Consider the following 19,598-nt stretch of genomic DNA (forward strand, 5'->3'; position numbering starts at 1 on the left):
CATAAGGAGTTTTTCTTGATTACACATATTAGCCCGCTTGGCTCCATGGATATGTTGTCGCAGCTGGAAGTGGATATGCTTAAACGCACCGCCAGCAGCGACCTCTATCAACTGTTTCGCAACTGTTCACTTGCCGTACTGAACTCCGGTAGTTTGACCGATAACAGCAAAGAATTGCTGTCTCGTTTTGAAAATTTCGATATTAACGTCCTGCGCCGTGAACGCGGCGTAAAGCTGGAACTGATTAATCCCCCGGAAGAGGCTTTTGTCGATGGGCGAATTATTCGCGCTTTGCAGGCCAACTTGTTCGCGGTTCTGCGTGACATTCTCTTCGTTTACGGGCAAATCCATAACACCGTTCGTTTTCCCAACCTGAATCTCGACAACTCCGTCCACATCACTAACCTGGTCTTTTCCATCTTGCGTAACGCTCGCGCACTGCATGTCGGTGAAGCGCCAAATATGGTGGTCTGCTGGGGCGGGCACTCAATTAACGAAAACGAGTATTTGTATGCCCGTCGCGTCGGGAATCAGCTGGGCCTGCGTGAGCTGAATATCTGCACCGGCTGTGGTCCGGGAGCGATGGAAGCGCCGATGAAAGGCGCTGCGGTCGGACACGCACAGCAGCGTTACAAAGACAGTCGTTTTATTGGTATGACAGAGCCGTCGATTATCGCCGCTGAACCGCCTAACCCGCTGGTCAACGAATTGATCATCATGCCGGATATCGAAAAACGTCTGGAAGCGTTTGTCCGTATCGCTCACGGTATCATTATCTTCCCTGGCGGTGTGGGTACGGCAGAAGAGTTGCTGTATTTGCTGGGAATTTTAATGAACCCGGCCAACAAAGATCAGGTTTTACCATTGATCCTCACCGGCCCGAAAGAGAGCGCCGACTACTTCCGCGTACTGGACGAGTTTGTCGTGCATACGTTGGGTGAAAACGCGCGCCGCCATTACCGCATCATCATTGATGACGCCGCTGAAGTCGCTCGTCAGATGAAAAAATCGATGCCGCTGGTGAAAGAAAATCGCCGCGACACAGGCGATGCTTACAGCTTTAACTGGTCAATGCGCATTGCGCCAGATTTGCAAATGCCGTTTGAGCCGTCTCACGAGAACATGGCTAATCTGAAGCTTTACCCGGATCAACCTGTTGAAGTGCTGGCTGCCGACCTGCGCCGTGCGTTCTCCGGTATTGTGGCGGGTAACGTAAAAGAAGTCGGTATTCGCGCCATTGAAGAGTTTGGTCCTTACAAAATCAACGGCGATAAAGAGATTATGCGTCGTATGGACGACCTGCTACAGGGTTTTGTTGCCCAGCATCGTATGAAGTTGCCAGGCTCAGCCTACATCCCTTGCTACGAAATCTGCACGTAATCTCCCTCCCCCGGTGACGTTTGTTGCCGGGTTTTCTCGTTTTTGGTCACATACCCATCAATTTATTTCATTTGTTATATGAATGTTTCTTACCACCCTCACGCGATAAATATCATTACAGTTAATATGTCATACAATTTATGTTGTAACGCAAACGTTTCCCTATTTTCATAAACCACATTTTATCGCTATGAAAAAGAAATTATCGCCATGATTAACTAAAAGTATTGATTTTTTCAGTTCAACCTACATATATTGCGCGCCCCGGAAGAAGTCAGATGTCGTTTAATGGGCAAATATTGCCCTTAAATTCTCTTTTACTTTTGATTTACAGAGTAAAGCGTTGGGATAATCTATCTTCCAAGTAGATTATTGTATTTGAGATCAAGATCACTGATAGATACATAACTTGTGTGTATCTTTCCGCCCTCAAATTATTACGGCGGTAAATGATTAAGCCATCGCCGATAGACAGATTTCATTTTTACGGTCAGGCACCTTCCCGGGCTGAACTGGCTAAAAGCTGAATTATTTGCATTCCTCCAGGAGAAATAGATGGAAACGACTCAAACCAGCACGATTGCGTCGAAAGACTCTCGTAGTGCCTGGCGCAAGACAGACACCATGTGGATGCTGGGCCTTTACGGCACGGCAATCGGCGCGGGCGTGCTGTTCCTGCCAATCAACGCCGGTGTTGGCGGTATGATCCCGCTGATCATCATGGCTATCCTTGCGTTCCCGATGACATTTTTTGCACACCGCGGCCTGACTCGCTTCGTACTGTCTGGTAAAAACCCAGGCGAAGACATCACCGAGGTTGTAGAAGAACACTTTGGTATTGGCGCAGGTAAACTGATTACCCTGCTCTACTTCTTCGCTATCTACCCGATCCTGCTGGTTTATAGTGTGGCAATCACCAATACAGTTGAAAGCTTCATGTCTCACCAGCTGGGTATGACACCACCGCCGCGTGCGATTCTGTCGCTGATCCTGATCGTGGGTATGATGACCATCGTTCGCTTTGGTGAGCAGATGATCGTTAAAGCGATGAGTATTCTGGTATTCCCGTTTGTTGGCGTACTGATGCTGCTGGCTCTGTACCTGATCCCGCAGTGGAACGGCGCAGCACTGGAAACGCTGTCTCTGGACACTGCATCTGCAACCGGAAACGGTCTGTGGATGACCCTGTGGCTGGCAATTCCGGTAATGGTGTTCTCGTTCAACCACTCTCCGATCATCTCTTCTTTCGCCGTTGCGAAGCGTGAAGAGTACGGCGATATGGCAGAACAGAAATGCTCGAAGATCCTGGCATTCGCACACATCATGATGGTGCTGACCGTAATGTTCTTCGTCTTCAGCTGCGTACTGAGCCTGACTCCGGCAGACCTAGCTGCGGCTAAAGAGCAGAACATCTCGATTCTGTCTTACCTGGCTAACCACTTTAACGCACCGGTTATCGCGTGGATGGCTCCGATTATCGCGATTATCGCTATCACCAAATCCTTCCTCGGCCACTACCTGGGCGCACGTGAAGGCTTCAACGGTATGGTGATTAAATCTCTGCGTGGTAAAGGTAAGTCTATCGAAATCAACAAGCTGAACCGTATCACTGCGCTGTTCATGCTGGTAACGACCTGGATTGTTGCCACCCTGAACCCGAGCATCCTGGGTATGATTGAAACCCTGGGCGGCCCAATCATCGCGATGATCCTGTTCCTGATGCCGATGTACGCAATTCAGAAAGTACCGGCAATGCGTAAGTACAGCGGTCACATCAGCAACGTATTCGTTGTCGTGATGGGTCTGATTGCAATCTCCGCAATCTTCTACTCTCTGTTCAGCTAAGTCCTTTCGCGCCGCTTTCGGGCGGCGCTTCCTCCGTTTTAACGCGATGTATTTCCTATGATTAGCGTATTCGATATTTTCAAAATCGGCATTGGCCCTTCCAGTTCTCATACCGTTGGACCAATGAAAGCGGGTAAACAATTTACCGACGATCTGATTGCCCGTAACCTGCTTAAAGACGTGACCCGCGTGGTGGTTGACGTGTACGGCTCGCTCTCTCTGACCGGTAAAGGCCACCACACTGATATCGCCATTATTATGGGCCTGGCGGGTAACCTGCCGGATACCGTGGATATCGATTCCATCCCTGGTTTTATTCAGGATGTGAATACTCATGGTCGCCTGATGCTGGCAAATGGTCAGCATGAAGTGGAGTTCCCGGTTGATCAGTGCATGAACTTCCATGCCGACAACCTTTCTCTGCATGAAAACGGTATGCGCATTACCGCGCTGGCGGGCGATAAAGTCGTTTACAGCCAGACTTACTACTCTATTGGCGGTGGCTTTATCGTTGATGAAGAGCATTTTGGCCAGCAGGATAGCGCACCGGTTGAAGTTCCTTATCCGTACAGTTCAGCAGCCGATCTGCAAAAACATTGTCAGGAAACCGGGCTGTCACTCTCTGGCCTGATGATGAAAAACGAGCTGGCGCTGCACAGCAAAGAAGAGCTGGAACAGCACCTGGCGAACGTCTGGGAAGTCATGCGCGGCGGTATTGAGCGCGGTATTTCTACCGAAGGCGTGTTGCCTGGCAAACTGCGCGTACCACGCCGTGCTGCGGCACTACGCCGGATGCTGGTCAGCCAGGATAAAACCACCACTGACCCGATGGCGGTTGTTGACTGGATCAACATGTTTGCACTGGCAGTGAACGAAGAGAACGCTGCTGGCGGTCGCGTGGTGACTGCGCCGACTAACGGTGCGTGCGGGATTATCCCGGCTGTGCTGGCGTACTACGATAAGTTTATCCGCGAAGTGAACGCTAACTCACTGGCTCGTTACCTGCTGGTAGCCAGCGCCATTGGTTCTCTTTATAAGATGAACGCGTCGATTTCTGGTGCCGAAGTGGGTTGCCAGGGTGAAGTTGGCGTGGCGTGCTCAATGGCGGCGGCTGGTCTGGCAGAACTGTTAGGCGCAAGCCCGGCGCAGGTGTGCATCGCGGCGGAAATCGCCATGGAGCACAACCTCGGTCTGACGTGTGATCCGGTTGCTGGACAGGTCCAGGTGCCATGCATCGAGCGTAACGCCATTGCGGCAGTAAAAGCGGTGAACGCCGCACGTATGGCGCTGCGCCGTACCAGCGAGCCGCGCGTCTGCCTCGATAAAGTTATCGAAACCATGTACGAAACAGGTAAAGATATGAACGCCAAGTACCGCGAAACCTCTCGCGGCGGCCTGGCAATGAAGATCGTTGCCTGCGATTAATCGCTCTCCACAGGCCTCGTTTTGCGAGGCCTCTTCCCGATTTCTCATCCAGCCATAGCCTGTTCCAGTATCGAATGTTACCCTTATCGCCTGATCTTTAAGGGGGTTATCGTGGCTGTTCATTTGCTTATTGTCGATGCACTGAATCTTATTCGTCGCATTCATGCCGTTCAGGGTTCGCCCTGTGTCGAAACCTGCCAGCACGCGCTCGATCAGCTCATTATGCACAGCCAGCCAACCCACGCGATCGCCGTTTTTGATGATGAAAACCGCAGTAGCGGCTGGCGTCATCAGCGTTTACCAGATTACAAAGCGGGTCGACCGCCAATGCCGGAAGAGTTGCACGACGAGATGCCTGCATTACGCGCCGCCTTTGAGCAACGCGGCGTCCCGTGCTGGTCAGCCAGCGGTAACGAAGCCGATGACTTAGCCGCCACGCTGGCGGTCAAAGTGACACAGGCCGGGCATCAGGCAACGATTGTTTCGACAGATAAAGGCTACTGTCAGTTACTTTCACCGACATTACGTATTCGTGATTACTTCCAGAAACGTTGGCTGGATGCGCCATTTATCGATAAAGAATTTGGCGTTCAACCGCAGCAGTTGCCCGATTACTGGGGGCTTGCCGGAATAAGCAGTTCAAAGGTACCGGGTGTTGCGGGGATCGGACCAAAAAGCGCCACGCAGCTGCTGGTCGAGTTTCAGAGTCTGGAAGGGATATATGAGAATCTGGATGCGGTTGCCGAAAAGTGGCGCAAAAAATTAGAAACCCATAAAGAGATGGCGTTTCTGTGCCGCGATATTGCCCGCTTACAAACCGATTTGCATATCGACGGCAATTTACAGCAATTGCGGTTGGTACGGTAACGGCGTGCCGGATACGCCGCAAACGTCGCATCCGGCATTATCACATCAGCGCATTTACCAGGCGGTATGGTAAAGCTCTACAATATCCTCAAGCGTTGCTTCACGCGGGTTGCCACCGGTACAAACATCATCCAGTGCCGCCTGAGCCAGTGCCGGAATGTCTTCCTTGCGTACACCAACATCACGCAAATGTGGCGGAATACCGACATCACGGTTGAGAGCAAACACCGCTTCAACAGCGGCATTACGCGCCTCTTCCAGGCTCATACCTTCCACTTTCACGCCCATAACGCGCGCTATATCGCGGTACTTCTCACCGGTAAAGTCAGCGTTATAGCGCATGACATGCGGTAACAGGATGGCGTTCGCAACACCGTGTGGAGTGTTGTAAAACGCGCCCAGTGGATGCGCCATACCATGCACCAACCCTAACCCAACATTCGAGAAGCCCATACCCGCAACATACTGCCCGAGCGCCATTTCTTCTCCGGCATCCTTATCACCAGCAACCGATCCTCGCAGCGCCCCAGCAATGATTTCAATCGCTTTAATGTGCAGTGCATCGGTTAGCGCCCACGCGCCACGGGTAATATACCCCTCAATAGCATGAGTGAGCGCATCGACACCCGTCGCGGCTTTCAGCGCTGGAGGCATACCATCCATCATGTCAGCGTCAATAAACGCCACCTGCGGGATATCATGCGGATCAACGCAAACAAACTTGCGCCGTTTCTCTTCGTCAGTGATCACGTAGTTAATGGTCACTTCTGCCGCAGTGCCTGCTGTGGTGGGGATTGCCAGAATCGGTACACTGGGTTTATTGGTCGGGGAAAGCCCTTCCAGGCTACGCACATCGGCAAACTCCGGGTTGTTGCTGATAATGCCAATCGCTTTACAAGTATCCTGTGGAGAACCACCACCAATAGCGATCAGGTAATCCGCGCCGCTATTCTGGAATACACCGAGCCCTTCTTTGACGACAGTAATTGTTGGGTTGGGCACTACGCCGTCGTAAATCGCCCATGCCAGCCCTGCAGCATCCATCTTATCGGTCACTTTTGCCACCACGCCGCATTGCACCAGCGTTTTATCGGTGACGATCAGAGCCTTCTGATAACCACGGCGTTTCACCTCATCGGTTAAAGCTCCAACAGCACCCCGACCAAACCATGCCGTTTCGTTCAGAATCATTCTGTTAGCCATCATCCTTCTCCTTGTTGCTTTACGAAATTACTCTTCAATCCGTAACCCGTAGGTTTTGAATTTCTCCAGCACTACGGCAATCTCTTCATCGCTCAGCACTGGCACCGGGTCCGTAATCGCCAGGGTCGTCAGGTAAAGTTGCGCCAGCACTTCAACTTCATGCGCCAGCCATAACGCTTTCTCCAGATTCACCTCACAAGCGATAAGCCCATGATGTTGTAACAAAGTTGCCTTACGATTTTTGAGAGCCAGCGCAACATGTTCAGAAAGTTCGCGTGTTCCAAAGGTCGCATAAGGCGCGCAAGGAATAGAATTACCGCCAGCCGCCGCAATCATGTAGTGAATAGCGGGGATTGGTCGGTTAAGAATAGAAACTGCCGTGCAATGAACGGCATGATTGTGAACAACCGCGTTGGCATCCGGTCTGCTTTGATAGGCCGCCATATGGAAACGCCATTCGCTTGAGGGGAGCTTTCCTTCCTCATGTTTACCGTTGCCATCAATAAAGACAATATGCGACTCCGTCAGTTTTTCATATGGAATACCTGTAGGCGTAATCAGCATCCCATCCTGATAACGTACACTGACGTTACCCGCTGTCCCCTGGTTCAGTCCCAGGCGGGTCATTTCCAGGCAAGTGTCAATAATCTGACGAGCAAGTTTATTTCGTTCCATTAGCTACCTCTCTCTGATTCAAAACAGGGCAATAATGTTGTTCCTTTCACACTATTGAATTAGCCGTTTAATTACCCACCATCTTCTTCCTGATTAACCAGAAAGAAATTCACAAGCTTATATTTTGTGACCTGGTTCAACTAATCACAGTAAATAACTGCAAGTTCTCTTTTTATAACCCTATTAAAAATGACCGCTCTTAAAAATATTTATCAAAACGGTCATTTTTTTATTCACCCAAGCCAGAAATGCCCGTTTTCGGCACAAACAATTAATACGGTCATCAGGTTTGTGTTTTTTATGATTTATTTTCTGAAACGGGCATGAAATTTCGATTATTAAAGTGATGGTAGTCACATAAAGTCACCTCCCAGCTAATAAGTGTGACCGCCGTCATATTACAGAGCGTTTTTTATTTGAAAATGAATCCATGAGTTCATTTCAGACAGGCAAATATTCACTGATATGAAGCCCGAACTCGCTGGTTTTGCACTTTTGAAAACATAACCGATTACGTGCTTAAGCTTCTGAACCTAAGAGGATGCTATGGGAAACACATCAATACAAACGCAGAGTTACCGTGCGGTAGATAAAGATGCAGGGCAAAGCAGAAGTTACATTATTCCATTCGCGCTGCTGTGCTCACTGTTTTTTCTTTGGGCGGTAGCCAATAACCTTAACGACATTTTATTACCTCAATTCCAGCAGGCTTTTACGCTGACAAATTTCCAGGCTGGCCTGATCCAATCGGCCTTTTACTTTGGTTATTTCATTATCCCAATCCCTGCTGGGATATTGATGAAAAAACTCAGTTATAAAGCAGGGATTATTACCGGATTATTTTTATATGCCTTGGGCGCTGCATTATTCTGGCCCGCTGCAGAAATAATGAACTACACCTTATTTTTAGTTGGCCTATTTATTATTGCAGCTGGATTAGGTTGTCTGGAAACTGCCGCAAACCCTTTTGTTACGGTATTAGGGCCGGAAAGCAGTGGTCACTTCCGCTTAAATCTTGCGCAAACATTTAACTCATTTGGCGCAATTATCGCGGTTGTCTTTGGGCAAAGTCTTATTTTGTCTAACGTGCCACATCAATCGCAAGACGTTCTCGATAAAATGTCTCCAGAGCAATTGAGTGCGTATAAACACAGCCTGGTATTATCGGTACAGACACCTTATATGATCATCGTGGCTATCGTGTTACTGGTCGCCCTGCTGATCATGCTGACGAAATTCCCGGCATTGCAGAGTGATAATCACAGTGACGCCAAACAAGGATCGTTCTCCGCATCGCTTTCTCGTCTGGCGCGTATTCGTCACTGGCGCTGGGCGGTATTAGCGCAATTCTGCTATGTCGGCGCACAAACGGCCTGCTGGAGCTATTTGATTCGCTACGCTGTAGAAGAAATTCCAGGTATGACTGCAGGCTTTGCCGCTAACTATTTAACCGGAACCATGGTGTGCTTCTTTATTGGTCGTTTCACCGGTACCTGGCTCATCAGTCGCTTCGCACCACACAAAGTCCTGGCCGCCTACGCATTAATCGCTATGGCACTGTGCCTGATCTCAGCCTTCGCTGGCGGTCATGTGGGCTTAATAGCTCTGACTTTATGCAGCGCCTTTATGTCGATTCAGTACCCAACAATCTTCTCGCTGGGCATTAAAAATCTCGGCCAGGACACCAAATACGGTTCGTCCTTCATCGTTATGACCATTATTGGCGGCGGTATTGTCACTCCGGTCATGGGTTTTGTCAGTGACGCGGCGGGCAACATCCCCACTGCTGAACTGATCCCGGCACTCTGCTTCGCAGTCATCTTTATCTTTGCCCGTTTCCGTTCTCAAACGGCAACTAACTGAACATATTTTCCGAATAAAGTGAGGAATCAGTAATGAAAAAAATCAGCTTACCGAAAATTGGTATCCGCCCGGTTATTGACGGTCGTCGCATGGGTGTTCGTGAGTCGCTTGAAGAACAAACAATGAATATGGCGAAAGCCACGGCTGCACTGCTGACCGAGAAACTGCGCCATGCCTGCGGAGCTGCCGTCGAGTGTGTCATTTCCGATACCTGTATCGCGGGTATGGCTGAAGCCGCTGCTTGCGAAGAAAAATTCAGCAGTCAGAATGTAGGCCTCACCATTACGGTAACGCCTTGCTGGTGCTATGGCAGTGAAACCATCGACATGGATCCAACCCGCCCGAAAGCCATTTGGGGCTTTAACGGCACTGAACGCCCCGGCGCTGTTTACCTGGCTGCGGCTCTGGCAGCTCACAGCCAGAAAGGCATCCCGGCATTCTCCATTTACGGTCATGACGTTCAGGATGCCGATGACACATCGATTCCTGCTGATGTTGAAGAAAAACTGCTGCGCTTTGCCCGTGCCGGTTTGGCCGTCGCCAGCATGAAAGGTAAAAGCTATCTGTCGCTGGGCGGCGTTTCGATGGGTATCGCCGGTTCCATTGTTGATCACAACTTCTTTGAATCCTGGCTGGGAATGAAAGTCCAGGCGGTGGATATGACCGAACTGCGTCGCCGTATCGATCAGAAGATTTACGACGAAGCCGAACTGGAAATGGCGCTGGCCTGGGCTGATAAAAACTTCCGCTATGGCGAAGATGAAAATAACAAACAGTATCAACGCAATGCCGAGCAAAGCCGCGCAGTTCTGCGCGAAAGTTTACTGATGGCGATGTGTATCCGCGACATGATGCAAGGCAACAGCAAACTGGCCGATATTGGTCGCGTGGAAGAATCACTTGGCTACAACGCCATCGCTGCGGGCTTCCAGGGACAACGCCACTGGACCGATCAATATCCCAATGGTGACACCGCCGAAGCGATCCTCAACAGTTCATTTGACTGGAATGGCGTGCGCGAACCCTTTGTCGTGGCGACCGAAAACGACAGTCTTAACGGCGTGGCAATGCTAATGGGTCACCAACTCACCGGCACCGCGCAGGTATTTGCCGATGTGCGTACCTACTGGTCACCAGAAGCAATTGAGCGTGTAACGGGGCATAAACTGGACGGACTGGCAGAACACGGCATCATCCATTTGATCAACTCCGGTTCTGCTGCGCTGGACGGTTCCTGTAAACAACGCGACAGCGAAGGTAACCCGACGATGAAGCCACACTGGGAAATCTCTCAGCAAGAGGCTGACGCTTGCCTCGCCGCTACCGAATGGTGCCCGGCGATCCACGAATACTTCCGTGGCGGCGGTTACTCTTCCCGCTTCCTTACCGAAGGCGGCGTCCCGTTCACCATGACCCGTGTCAACATCATCAAAGGCCTGGGCCCGGTACTGCAAATCGCGGAAGGCTGGAGCGTTGAGTTACCGAAGGATGTGCATGACATCCTCAACAAACGCACCAACTCAACCTGGCCAACCACCTGGTTTGCACCGCGCCTCACCGGTAAAGGGCCGTTTACGGATGTGTATTCGGTAATGGCGAACTGGGGCGCTAACCACGGGGTTCTGACCATCGGCCACGTTGGCGCAGACTTTATCACTCTCGCCTCCATGCTGCGTATCCCGGTATGTATGCACAACGTTGAAGAGACCAAAGTATATCGTCCTTCTGCCTGGGCCGCGCACGGCATGGATATTGAAGGCCAGGATTACCGCGCTTGCCAGAACTACGGCCCGTTGTACAAGCGTTAATATATTACTCCCTGATGTGATGCCCGGTCGCTCCGGCTACCGGGCCTGAACAAGCAAGAGTGGTTAGCCGGATAAACAATGTTATCCGGCTATATTGCAGGAGCGATTATGAAACAAGAAGTTATCCTGGTACTCGACTGTGGCGCGACCAATGTCAGGGCCATCGCGGTTAATCGGCAGGGAAAAATTGTTGCCCGCGCCTCAACGCCTAATGCCAGCGATATCGCGATGGAAAACAACACCTGGCACCAGTGGTCTTTAGACGCCATTTTGCAACGCTTTGCTGATTGCTGTCGGCAAATCAATAGTGAACTGACTGATTGCCACATCCGCGGTATCGCCGTCACCACCTTTGGTGTGGATGGCGCTCTGGTAGATAAGCAAGGCAATCTGCTCTATCCGATCATTAGCTGGAAATGTCCGCGAACAGCAGCGGTAATGGACAATATTGAACGGTTGATCTCCGCACAGCAGTTGCAGGCTATTTCTGGAGTCGGAGCCTTTAGTTTCAATACGTTATATAAGTTGGTGTGGTTGAAAGAAAATCATCCACAACTGCTGGAACGCGCGCACGCCTGGCTCTTTATTTCGTCGCTGATTAACCACCGTTTAACCGGCGAATTCACTACTGATATCACGATGGCCGGAACCAGCCAGATGCTGGATATCCAGCAACGCGATTTCAGTCCGCAAATTTTACAAGCCACCGGTATTCCACGCCGACTCTTCCCTCGTCTGGTGGAAGCGGGTGAACAGATTGGTACGCTACAGAACAGCGCCGCAGGAATGCTCGGCTTACCCGTTGGCATACCGGTGATTTCCGCAGGTCACGATACCCAGTTCGCCCTTTTTGGCGCTGGTGCCGACCAAAATGAACCCGTGCTCTCTTCCGGTACATGGGAAATTTTAATGGTCCGTAGCACCCAGGTTGATACTTCGCTGTTAAGTCAGTACGCCGGTTCGACCTGCGAACTGGATAGTCAGGCAGGGTTGTATAACCCAGGTATGCAATGGCTGGCATCCGGCGTGCTGGAATGGGTGAGAAAACTGTTCTGGACGGCTGAAACTCCCTGGCAAATGTTGATTGAAGAGGCTCGTCTGATCGCGCCTGGCGCGGATGGCGTGAAAATGCAGTGTGATTTATTGTCGTGTCAGAACGCTGGCTGGCAAGGAGTGACGCTTAATACCACGCGGGGGCATTTCTATCGCGCGGCGCTGGAAGGGTTAACTGCGCAATTACAGCACAATCTACAGATGCTGGAAAAAATCGGGCACTTTAAAGCCTCTGAATTATTGTTAGTCGGTGGAGGAAGTCGCAACACATTGTGGAATCAGATTAAAGCCAATATGCTTGATATTCCGGTAAAAGTTCTCGACGACGCCGAAACGACCGTCGCAGGAGCTGCGATGTTCGGTTGGTATGGCGTAGGGGAATTTAACAGCCCGGAGGAAGCTCGCGCGCAGATTCATTATCAGTACCGTTATTTCTACCCGCAAACTGAACCTGAATTTATAGAGGAAGTGTGAAATGCTGAAAACAATTTCGCCGTTAATTTCTCCCGAACTATTGAAAGTGCTGGCAGAGATGGGACATGGAGATGAAATTATTTTTTCCGATGCTCACTTTCCCGCCCATTCGATGGGACCGCAGGTGATCCGCGCTGATGGCCTGTTGGTGAGCGACTTGCTCCAGGCGATTATCCCATTATTTGAGCTGGACAGTTATGCACCGCCGCTGGTGATGATGGCGGCGGTAGAAGGTGACACTCTCGATCCTGAAGTAGAACGACGTTACCGTAATGCGCTTTCACTACAAGCCCCGTGTCCTGACATCATCCGCATCAATCGTTTTGCTTTTTATGAACGGGCACAAAAAGCCTTTGCGATCGTTATCACAGGCGAACGAGCGAAGTACGGGAATATTCTTTTAAAAAAAGGGGTAACACCGTAATCTCATACCGGTACGCCCGCACGACGCGGGCGGTTATCGAATGATGGGGTGAAAAATATGAAAGCGGCACGCCAGCAAGCGATAGTCGACCTGCTGCTGAACCATACCAGCCTGACCACGGAAGCTCTTTCTGAACAGCTAAAGGTCAGTAAAGAAACCATTCGTCGCGATCTCAATGAATTACAGACGCAGGGTAAAATTCTGCGCAATCATGGGCGCGCTAAATATATCCACCGTCAAAATCAAGACAGTGGCGATCCCTTTCACATCCGGCTGAAAAGCCATTATGCGCATAAAGCAGATATCGCGCGCGAGGCGCTCGCGTGGATTGAAGAAGGGATGGTGATAGCCTTAGACGCCAGTTCAACCTGCTGGTATCTGGCACGCCAGTTGCCTGACATCAACATTCAGGTCTTCACCAATAGCCATCCGATTTGCCATGAACTCGGTAAACGCGAACGCATTCAACTGATCAGTTCCGGTGGCACACTTGAGCGCAAATATGGCTGTTACGTCAATCCCTCGCTGATTTCCCAACTTAAATCGCTGGAAATCGATCTGTTTATTTTTTCTTGTGAAGGGATCGATAGCAGCGGTGCACTGTGGGACTCCAATGCCATCAACGCTGATTACAAATCGATGCTATTAAAACGTGCCGCGCAATCGTTGTTATTGATTGATAAAAGTAAATTTAATCGTTCAGGGGAAGCCCGCATCGGGCATCTGGATGAGGTAACGCACATTATTTCTGATGAGCGCCAGGTTGCAACTTCTTTGGTAACAGCCTGACGGAAAGGGTAGCAGGCCGGAGACGACGCCCCGGCCTTGCCTGTTATCGCTCGTCGCGACGACCACCCACCGCAGCCCAGATACGGCGGACGTGCACCGTCACTTCTTCGCGATCGTGATACAACTGCCGCGCCTGGATCTGAGCATTTATGCCATGTTCATCAAGCTGTGCCTGAATATACGCCAGATTGTGTGACACTTCTTCGTAGCGTTTTTTCATCGGCAGTTTGAGGTTGAAAATGGTTTCACGACACCAGCCATTAACCAGCCACTGCGCCATCAATGCCGCAACTTTCGCCGGTTTTTCAACCATATCGCATACCATCCAGGAGATATTGCTGCGCGTCGGACGGAATTTGAAACCGTCTTCCCGCAGCCACGTCACCTGCCCGGTATCCATCAGACTTTGCGCCATCGGGCCGTTGTCGACGGAATAAACCCACATGTTGCGCTTCACCAGTTGGTAGGTCCAGCCGCCAGGGCAAGCGCCTAAATCCACCGCCCACATCCCGTTCGCCAGGCGTTCATCCCACTCATCCGCAGGAATAAACACATGAAATGCCTCTTCCAGTTTGAGCGTGGAACGACTCGGCGCATCTGCCGGAAATTTCAGGCGCGGAATGCCCATATAGAACGGCGAATTATTGTTGCTGTATGAGTAACCGGTATAGCAGCAGCCTGGTGCAATAAAGAATACATGCACAACCGGACGCTTCGGCGTTTCATAGTTCGCCAGCACACCCGCATCACGCAAGGCAGCGCGTAGCGGCACGGTGAATTTACGGCAGAATTTCAGCAACTCTTTGCTTTCGTTGGTATCGGCAACTTCAACACGCAGTTCACCGCCCTTCTCTACTACGCCCTGTAACATACCGACAATGGGGGTAATACGATCTTCAGGCGGCAAATGCTGCAGGAGTTCCCCCACCACAAACCACTGGCGGGCAAAAATTAATGAACTGAACGGCAGCTCACGGATTAACTTATCGCCATCATCAGGTTGATAACATTCATAAATGACATAACCCGCATTCTCTTTCACGCGGGCAAAACCGAAAATTTCCCGCTGACCGGCTTTATCGGTAATTTCTGCGGCGCACTCTTTTTCAAAGCCCGGACGGCACAGCAATACAACCTTATTCATGACTTACGCCCTTGCGCTTTAAACGGATAGCACCAATTAACATTAACGCCCAGCCCGCAAGGAAGCTCACGCCGCCAACTGGTGTGACAAACGCCCACAAACGCAGATGGGACAGCGCCAGGCAATAAAGGCTGCCGCTGAACAGCACCGTGCCTAACGCGAGGAAAACGCTACTCCAGTAAAACCAGATACTGATGCGACGCTGCATTGCCACCGCCAGACCTAAGATCGCCAGCGTGTGGAACGCCTGGTATTCGAGACCGGTCTGGATCCAGCCCATCTCAACGGCCCCCATGGTTTTACTTAACACATGCGCGCCAAAAGCGCCCAGAGCCACAAAAATGAAGCCGCTAATGGCGGCAAAAATCAGCATAAAACGGCTGGTCATGGTCGTACCCTACGTAAATTATTGTTCATAACGAAAGCGGAATTTTTCTTGTTCAGCAGCGGCTTTCGCCAGGATCCATTGGCGAAAGGCGGCTATTTTACCCAGTTCTGCCTGGCTGTCATGACAAACCAGATAAAAAGCGTTTTTACTGACCAGAACATCATTAAACGGGCAAACAAGACGTCCGGCCTCAATTTCAGATTGCGCCATCACGTTATTTGCCAGCGCCACTCCCTGCCCGTGGATAGCCGCTTGCAGCACCATGGCGCTATGGCTAAAAATTGGCCCTTGCTGAACGTTGATATGATTTAACCCCAACTGTCGGGTATATGTCTGCCAGTCACGACGCGACGCATCATGTAATAACGTATGTTTAGCCAGATCTTCCGGGGTCTTCAAGGGTTTTTCGCCAGTCAGTAGTAGCGGCGAACACACCGGCAATAAATATTCGGCGTACAGTTTTTCCACCCGTAGCCCCGGCCAGTTGCCCCGACCATAAAATATCGCCACATCAACATCATCCGCCAGCTTATCTTCCTGACGATCAACCGCCTGGATTCGAACGTCAATTCCCGGATAAGCTGAATTAAAGCTGGAAAGTCGCGGAACCAACCAATGAATGGCGAAACTGGGGAGTAAACTGACCGTCAACGCCCCCTTGGCGCTACGGGCCTGGAGTTTACGCGTCGCTTCGGTTAATTGCGAAAATATCTCTTTGATATCGAGGAAATAGCTTTGACCTTCCTCGGTCAGCAGGAGTGAACGATTACGGCGGCGGAACAGTTTTAGCCCCAGAAAATCCTCAAGAGACTTGATTTGATGACTTACTGCGGCCTGGGTCACAAAAAGCTCTTCTGCTGCGCGAGTGAAACTTAAATGGCGTGCTGCGGCATCAAAAACTCGTAAGGCATTTAGCGGTGGTAATCGTTTAGACATGGCTTTTAAACTTTGATGTTAAATGAATTTAACAATTAGATCACACTGTGTAACCTATTAGTTTTTTTAATCTGAGCCATTATAAATTGTCCGTTGAGCTTCTACCAGCAAATACCTATAGTGGCGGCACTTCCTGAGCCGGAACGAAAAGTTTGATCGGAATGCGTGTTCTGGTGAACTTTTGGCTTACGGTTGTGATGTTGTGTTGTTGTGTTTGCAATTGGTCTGCGATTCAGACCATGGTAGCAAAGCTACCTTTTTTCACTTCCTGTACATTTACCCTGTCTGTCCATAGTGATTAATGTAGCACCGCCTAATTGCGGTGCTTTTTTTTACCTTGCGATCGCGAATTACTGATCCAGTTCGACCATCTCTTTCACGTCAGTACGGTTGATCTGCTGTTTGTTGCCATTAGCGTCTTTATACGAAATCATACCGGTATCGTTATCAGTCTGTGGTTTGCCGTCAGAGACGATGGTACGTCCGTCATTGGTGTGCATCACATAGTTCGAACCGGAACAGGCGCTCAGGGCAAAAGTCAGCATACAGGCAGAAATAATTGCGGCAGTCTTTTTCATCATCTTCTCCTTAAAGCGATTAATAAATCTTAATAGTATTGATTAACAGGCTAAAATTAACGCCTAACACTATTCAGCATATGTTACTGACGCGGCTTCGCCAGGATATCCAGATAATTCTGATGGTTAGCACTCTCCTTGTATCAAAGTGAATTTTGCGTCACGATCGGTTCATCAAGCCGAGGAGTACCATGAACGTTTTTAATCCCGCGCAGTTTCGCGCCCAGTTTCCCGCACTTCAGGATGCGGGCGTCTATCTCGACAGCGCCGCGACCGCGCTTAAACCTGAAGCCGTGGTTGAAGCCACCCGACAGTTTTACAGCCTGAGCGCCGGAAACGTCCATCGCAGCCAGTTTGCCGAAGCCCAACGCCTGACCGCGCGTTATGAAGCTGCGCGAGAGAAAGTGGCGCAATTACTGAATGCATCGGATGACAAAAATATCGTCTGGACGCGCGGCACCACTGAATCCATCAACATGGTGGCACAATGCTATGCGCGTCCGCGTCTGCAACCGGGCGATGAGATTATTGTCAGCGTGGCAGAACACCACGCCAACCTCGTCCCCTGGCTGATGGTCGCCCAACAAACTGGAGCCAAAGTGGTGAAATTGCCGCTTAATGCGCAGCGGTTGCCAGATGTCGATTTGTTGCCGGAACTGATTACTCCTCGTAGTCGGATTCTGGCGTTGGGTCAGATGTCGAACGTGACTGGCGGTTGCCCGGATCTGGCACGAGCGATTACCTTTGCTCATTCAGCCGGGATGGTGGTGATGGTTGATGGTGCTCAGGGGGCGGTGCATGTCCCCGCAGATGTTCAGCAACTGGATATCGATTTCTATGCTTTCTCTGGTCACAAACTGTATGGCCCGACGGGTATCGGCGTGCTGTATGGCAAATCAGAACTGCTGGAAGCGATGTCACCCTGGCTGGGTGGCGGCAAAATGATTCACGAAGTGAGTTTTGACGGCTTCACGACTCAATCTGCGCCGTGGAAACTGGAAGCCGGAACGCCAAATGTCGCTGGTGTCATAGGATTAAGCGCGGCGCTGGAATGGCTGGCAGATTACGATATCAACCAGACTGAAAACTGGAGCCGTAGCTTAGCAACGCTGGCGGAAGATGCGCTGGCGAAACGTCCAGGCTTTCGTTCATTCCGCTGCCAGGATTCCAGCCTGCTGGCCTTCGATTTTGCTGGCGTTCATCACAGCGATATGGTGACGCTGCTGGCGGAGTACGGTATTGCCCTGCGGGCCGGGCAGCATTGCGCTCAGCCGCTACTGGCAGAATTAGGCGTAACCGGCACACTGCGTGCCTCATTTGCGCCATATAATACAAAGAGTGATGTGGATGCGCTGGTGAATGCCGTTGACCGCGCGCTGGAATTATTGGTGGATTAATGACGAACCCGCAATTCGCCGGACATCCGTTCGGCACAACCGTAACCGCAGAAACGTTACGCAATACCTTCGCACCGTTGACGCAATGGGAAGATAAATATCGCCAGTTGATCATGCTGGGGAAACAGCTTCCGGCTTTGCCAGACGAGTTAAAAGCGCAGGCTAAAGAGATTGCCGGATGCGAAAACCGCGTCTGGCTGGGATATACCGTGGCTGAAAACGGTAAAATGCACTTCTTTGGCGACAGCGAAGGGCGCATTGTGCGCGGCCTGCTGGCGGTGTTGTTGACTGCCGTTGAGGGGAAAACCGCCGCCGAATTGCAGGCACAGTCGCCGCTGGCATTGTTTGATGAGCTGGGATTGCGTGCGCAGCTTAGCGCCTCACGCAGCCAGGGGTTGAATGCGTTAAGCGAGGCGATTATCGCTGCGGCGAAGCAGGTTTAAGCACAGAACCAGGTCGGATAAGACGTTCGCGTCGCATCCGACCTGATTGTTTACCCCTGACGCGCCGCTTTCGCCATCATCTTCTTCAGCGCATGAGAAACCGCAACAAAACCAAAGGTGGCGGTCACCATCGTCGCAGCACCAAATCCAGATGCACAATCCATTCGCTTTGGCCCTTCCGCCGTAGCTTTCATTGCACAGACCGTGCCATCTGACTGCGGGTACACCAGCGCTTCGGTAGAGAACACGCAATCCACGCCGAGCTTACCTTTGCTGTTTTTCACTACGCCAAAATCGCTTTTCAGGCGCTCGCGCAACTTCGCCGCCAGCGGGTCCTGAATCGTTTTCGCCAGATCGGTAACCTGAATCTGCGTCGGGTCAATCTGCCCACCCGCGCCACCAGTCGTGACCAGCGGGATTTTATTGCGCCGACAATAAGCAATCAGCGCCGCTTTGGGCCGTACGCTATCAATGGCATCAATCACGTACGAATAACCCACGCTCATATACTGCGCTACGTTATCCGGCGTCACGAAATCATCCACCACCGTTACACGGCACTCCGGGTTAATCTGGCGAATACGCTCCGCCATAACTTCCGCTTTTGCCAGCCCAACGTTATCGCGCAGGGCATGAATTTGCCGATTGGTATTGGTGACGCACACATCATCCATATCGATAAGCGTGATTGCGCCAATCCCCGTGCGCGCCAGCGCTTCCGCCGCCCAGGAACCGACACCGCCAATACCGACCACACAAATATGCGCGTCAGCAAACAGTTGCAACGCTTTTTCACCATACAGACGCGCTGTGCCACCAAAACGCTGACGCCATGCATCACTAATTACCACAGACATAGCACCTCAGAATAAAAAGGGCGAGGTTATCCCTCACCCTGTCGTATCC

At 51.0% G+C, this 19,598-nt stretch carries 18 protein-coding genes; 11 read left to right on the plus strand and 7 right to left on the minus strand.

What is annotated here, in order from left to right; genetic code table 11:
* Window positions 1-15: 15 nt before the first annotated feature.
* From ppnN to xni, 4 genes are all read left to right on the plus strand, one after another.
* Window positions 16-1,380, plus strand: coding sequence for a nucleotide 5'-monophosphate nucleosidase PpnN (ppnN, locus tag ACJHXB_RS00850; protein ID WP_000627995.1), 1,365 nt, complete (start codon window positions 16-18; stop codon window positions 1,378-1,380).
* Between the two features lie 555 nt (window positions 1,381-1,935).
* Window positions 1,936-3,225: an HAAAP family serine/threonine permease SdaC gene (sdaC, locus tag ACJHXB_RS00855; RefSeq protein WP_000450476.1), complete on the plus strand. Its 1,290-nt coding sequence runs from the start codon at window positions 1,936-1,938 to the stop codon at window positions 3,223-3,225.
* Window positions 3,226-3,282: 57 nt separating this feature from the next.
* Window positions 3,283-4,650 (plus strand): L-serine ammonia-lyase II, encoded by a 1,368-nt coding sequence (sdaB, locus tag ACJHXB_RS00860; RefSeq protein ID WP_000626404.1) that lies wholly within the window; start codon window positions 3,283-3,285, stop codon window positions 4,648-4,650.
* A gap of 111 nt (window positions 4,651-4,761) precedes the next feature.
* Window positions 4,762-5,517, plus strand: coding sequence for a flap endonuclease Xni (gene xni / locus ACJHXB_RS00865; protein ID WP_001604741.1), 756 nt, complete (start codon window positions 4,762-4,764; stop codon window positions 5,515-5,517).
* Between the two features lie 54 nt (window positions 5,518-5,571).
* Here the strand turns inward: xni and fucO are convergent, their stop codons facing one another.
* Both fucO and fucA read right to left on the minus strand, forming a co-directional pair.
* Window positions 5,572-6,720 (minus strand): lactaldehyde reductase, encoded by a 1,149-nt coding sequence (fucO, locus tag ACJHXB_RS00870; protein WP_000013588.1) that lies wholly within the window; start codon window positions 6,718-6,720, stop codon window positions 5,572-5,574.
* A gap of 27 nt (window positions 6,721-6,747) precedes the next feature.
* Window positions 6,748-7,395: an L-fuculose-phosphate aldolase gene (fucA, locus tag ACJHXB_RS00875; protein ID WP_000440775.1), complete on the minus strand. Its 648-nt coding sequence runs from the start codon at window positions 7,393-7,395 to the stop codon at window positions 6,748-6,750.
* A gap of 546 nt (window positions 7,396-7,941) precedes the next feature.
* Here fucA and fucP point away from each other — a divergent pair.
* From fucP to fucR, 5 genes are all read left to right on the plus strand, one after another.
* Window positions 7,942-9,258 carry an L-fucose:H+ symporter permease gene (gene fucP, locus ACJHXB_RS00880; RefSeq protein WP_000528603.1) on the plus strand — a complete coding sequence of 439 codons (1,317 nt, stop codon included), beginning with the start codon at window positions 7,942-7,944 and terminating at the stop codon, window positions 9,256-9,258.
* 32 nt (window positions 9,259-9,290) lie between these two features.
* Complete coding sequence (gene fucI, locus ACJHXB_RS00885) at window positions 9,291-11,066, plus strand: L-fucose isomerase (protein ID WP_000724153.1); 1,776 nt, start codon at window positions 9,291-9,293, stop codon at window positions 11,064-11,066.
* 108 nt (window positions 11,067-11,174) lie between these two features.
* Window positions 11,175-12,593: an L-fuculokinase gene (fucK, locus tag ACJHXB_RS00890; protein ID WP_000808358.1), complete on the plus strand. Its 1,419-nt coding sequence runs from the start codon at window positions 11,175-11,177 to the stop codon at window positions 12,591-12,593.
* Between the two features lies 1 nt (window position 12,594).
* Complete coding sequence (gene fucU / locus ACJHXB_RS00895; protein ID WP_000920840.1) at window positions 12,595-13,017, plus strand: L-fucose mutarotase; 423 nt, start codon at window positions 12,595-12,597, stop codon at window positions 13,015-13,017.
* Window positions 13,018-13,074: 57 nt separating this feature from the next.
* Window positions 13,075-13,806: an L-fucose operon activator gene (gene fucR / locus ACJHXB_RS00900; protein ID WP_000642344.1), complete on the plus strand. Its 732-nt coding sequence runs from the start codon at window positions 13,075-13,077 to the stop codon at window positions 13,804-13,806.
* Window positions 13,807-13,849: 43 nt separating this feature from the next.
* Here fucR and rlmM read toward each other — a convergent pair whose 3' ends face one another.
* The 4 genes from rlmM to ACJHXB_RS00920 form a co-directional block, all read right to left on the minus strand.
* Window positions 13,850-14,950, minus strand: coding sequence for a 23S rRNA (cytidine(2498)-2'-O)-methyltransferase RlmM (gene rlmM, locus ACJHXB_RS00905; RefSeq protein ID WP_001045520.1), 1,101 nt, complete (start codon window positions 14,948-14,950; stop codon window positions 13,850-13,852).
* Complete coding sequence (locus ACJHXB_RS00910; RefSeq protein WP_000203901.1) at window positions 14,943-15,338, minus strand: DUF423 domain-containing protein; 396 nt, start codon at window positions 15,336-15,338, stop codon at window positions 14,943-14,945. Before ACJHXB_RS00910 ends, rlmM begins: the two co-directional genes overlap by 8 nt.
* A gap of 18 nt (window positions 15,339-15,356) precedes the next feature.
* Entirely contained in the window at window positions 15,357-16,274 is a 918-nt protein-coding gene (gene gcvA / locus ACJHXB_RS00915) for a glycine cleavage system transcriptional regulator GcvA (protein ID WP_000044401.1), read from the minus strand.
* Window positions 16,275-16,624: 350 nt separating this feature from the next.
* Window positions 16,625-16,852 (minus strand): YgdI/YgdR family lipoprotein, encoded by a 228-nt coding sequence (locus ACJHXB_RS00920; protein WP_000750398.1) that lies wholly within the window; start codon window positions 16,850-16,852, stop codon window positions 16,625-16,627.
* 191 nt (window positions 16,853-17,043) lie between these two features.
* Here ACJHXB_RS00920 and csdA point away from each other — a divergent pair, with 191 nt between their 5' ends.
* Both csdA and csdE read left to right on the plus strand, forming a co-directional pair.
* A complete protein-coding gene (gene csdA, locus ACJHXB_RS00925; RefSeq protein ID WP_001469284.1) occupies window positions 17,044-18,249 on the plus strand; it encodes a cysteine desulfurase CsdA in 1,206 nt (401 codons plus the stop codon).
* The gene (csdE, locus tag ACJHXB_RS00930) at window positions 18,249-18,692 is read left to right on the plus strand and encodes a cysteine desulfurase sulfur acceptor subunit CsdE (protein ID WP_000184260.1); all 444 of its coding nucleotides are present in this window, start codon (window positions 18,249-18,251) and stop codon (window positions 18,690-18,692) included. The genes csdA and csdE overlap by 1 nt, the downstream gene beginning before the upstream one ends.
* A 50-nt stretch (window positions 18,693-18,742) precedes the next feature.
* Here csdE and tcdA read toward each other — a convergent pair whose 3' ends face one another.
* Window positions 18,743-19,549 carry a tRNA cyclic N6-threonylcarbamoyladenosine(37) synthase TcdA gene (gene tcdA, locus ACJHXB_RS00935; protein WP_000117728.1) on the minus strand — a complete coding sequence of 269 codons (807 nt, stop codon included), beginning with the start codon at window positions 19,547-19,549 and terminating at the stop codon, window positions 18,743-18,745.
* Between the last annotated feature and the right edge of the window lie 49 nt (window positions 19,550-19,598).

It is taken from the genome of Escherichia sp. WS3227_2 (genome assembly GCF_046486495.1).
In the GTDB taxonomy this organism is placed as follows: Bacteria; Pseudomonadota; Gammaproteobacteria; order Enterobacterales; family Enterobacteriaceae; genus Escherichia; species Escherichia coli.

Coding starts and splice junctions, on each gene's coding strand:
- fucO (WP_000013588.1), bottom strand. CDS start 6,720: ATGGCTAACAGAATGATTCTGAACGAAACGGCATGGTTTGGTCGGGGT.
- fucR (WP_000642344.1), top strand. CDS start 13,075: ATGAAAGCGGCACGCCAGCAAGCGATAGTCGACCTGCTGCTGAACCAT.
- rlmM (WP_001045520.1), bottom strand. CDS start 14,950: ATGAATAAGGTTGTATTGCTGTGCCGTCCGGGCTTTGAAAAAGAGTGC.
- ACJHXB_RS00920 (WP_000750398.1), bottom strand. CDS start 16,852: ATGAAAAAGACTGCCGCAATTATTTCTGCCTGTATGCTGACTTTTGCC.
- fucK (WP_000808358.1), top strand. CDS start 11,175: ATGAAACAAGAAGTTATCCTGGTACTCGACTGTGGCGCGACCAATGTC.
- csdE (WP_000184260.1), top strand. CDS start 18,249: ATGACGAACCCGCAATTCGCCGGACATCCGTTCGGCACAACCGTAACC.
- fucU (WP_000920840.1), top strand. CDS start 12,595: ATGCTGAAAACAATTTCGCCGTTAATTTCTCCCGAACTATTGAAAGTG.
- gcvA (WP_000044401.1), bottom strand. CDS start 16,274: ATGTCTAAACGATTACCACCGCTAAATGCCTTACGAGTTTTTGATGCC.
- tcdA (WP_000117728.1), bottom strand. CDS start 19,549: ATGTCTGTGGTAATTAGTGATGCATGGCGTCAGCGTTTTGGTGGCACA.
- fucP (WP_000528603.1), top strand. CDS start 7,942: ATGGGAAACACATCAATACAAACGCAGAGTTACCGTGCGGTAGATAAA.
- fucA (WP_000440775.1), bottom strand. CDS start 7,395: ATGGAACGAAATAAACTTGCTCGTCAGATTATTGACACTTGCCTGGAA.
- fucI (WP_000724153.1), top strand. CDS start 9,291: ATGAAAAAAATCAGCTTACCGAAAATTGGTATCCGCCCGGTTATTGAC.
- sdaB (WP_000626404.1), top strand. CDS start 3,283: ATGATTAGCGTATTCGATATTTTCAAAATCGGCATTGGCCCTTCCAGT.
- csdA (WP_001469284.1), top strand. CDS start 17,044: ATGAACGTTTTTAATCCCGCGCAGTTTCGCGCCCAGTTTCCCGCACTT.
- ACJHXB_RS00910 (WP_000203901.1), bottom strand. CDS start 15,338: ATGACCAGCCGTTTTATGCTGATTTTTGCCGCCATTAGCGGCTTCATT.
- sdaC (WP_000450476.1), top strand. CDS start 1,936: ATGGAAACGACTCAAACCAGCACGATTGCGTCGAAAGACTCTCGTAGT.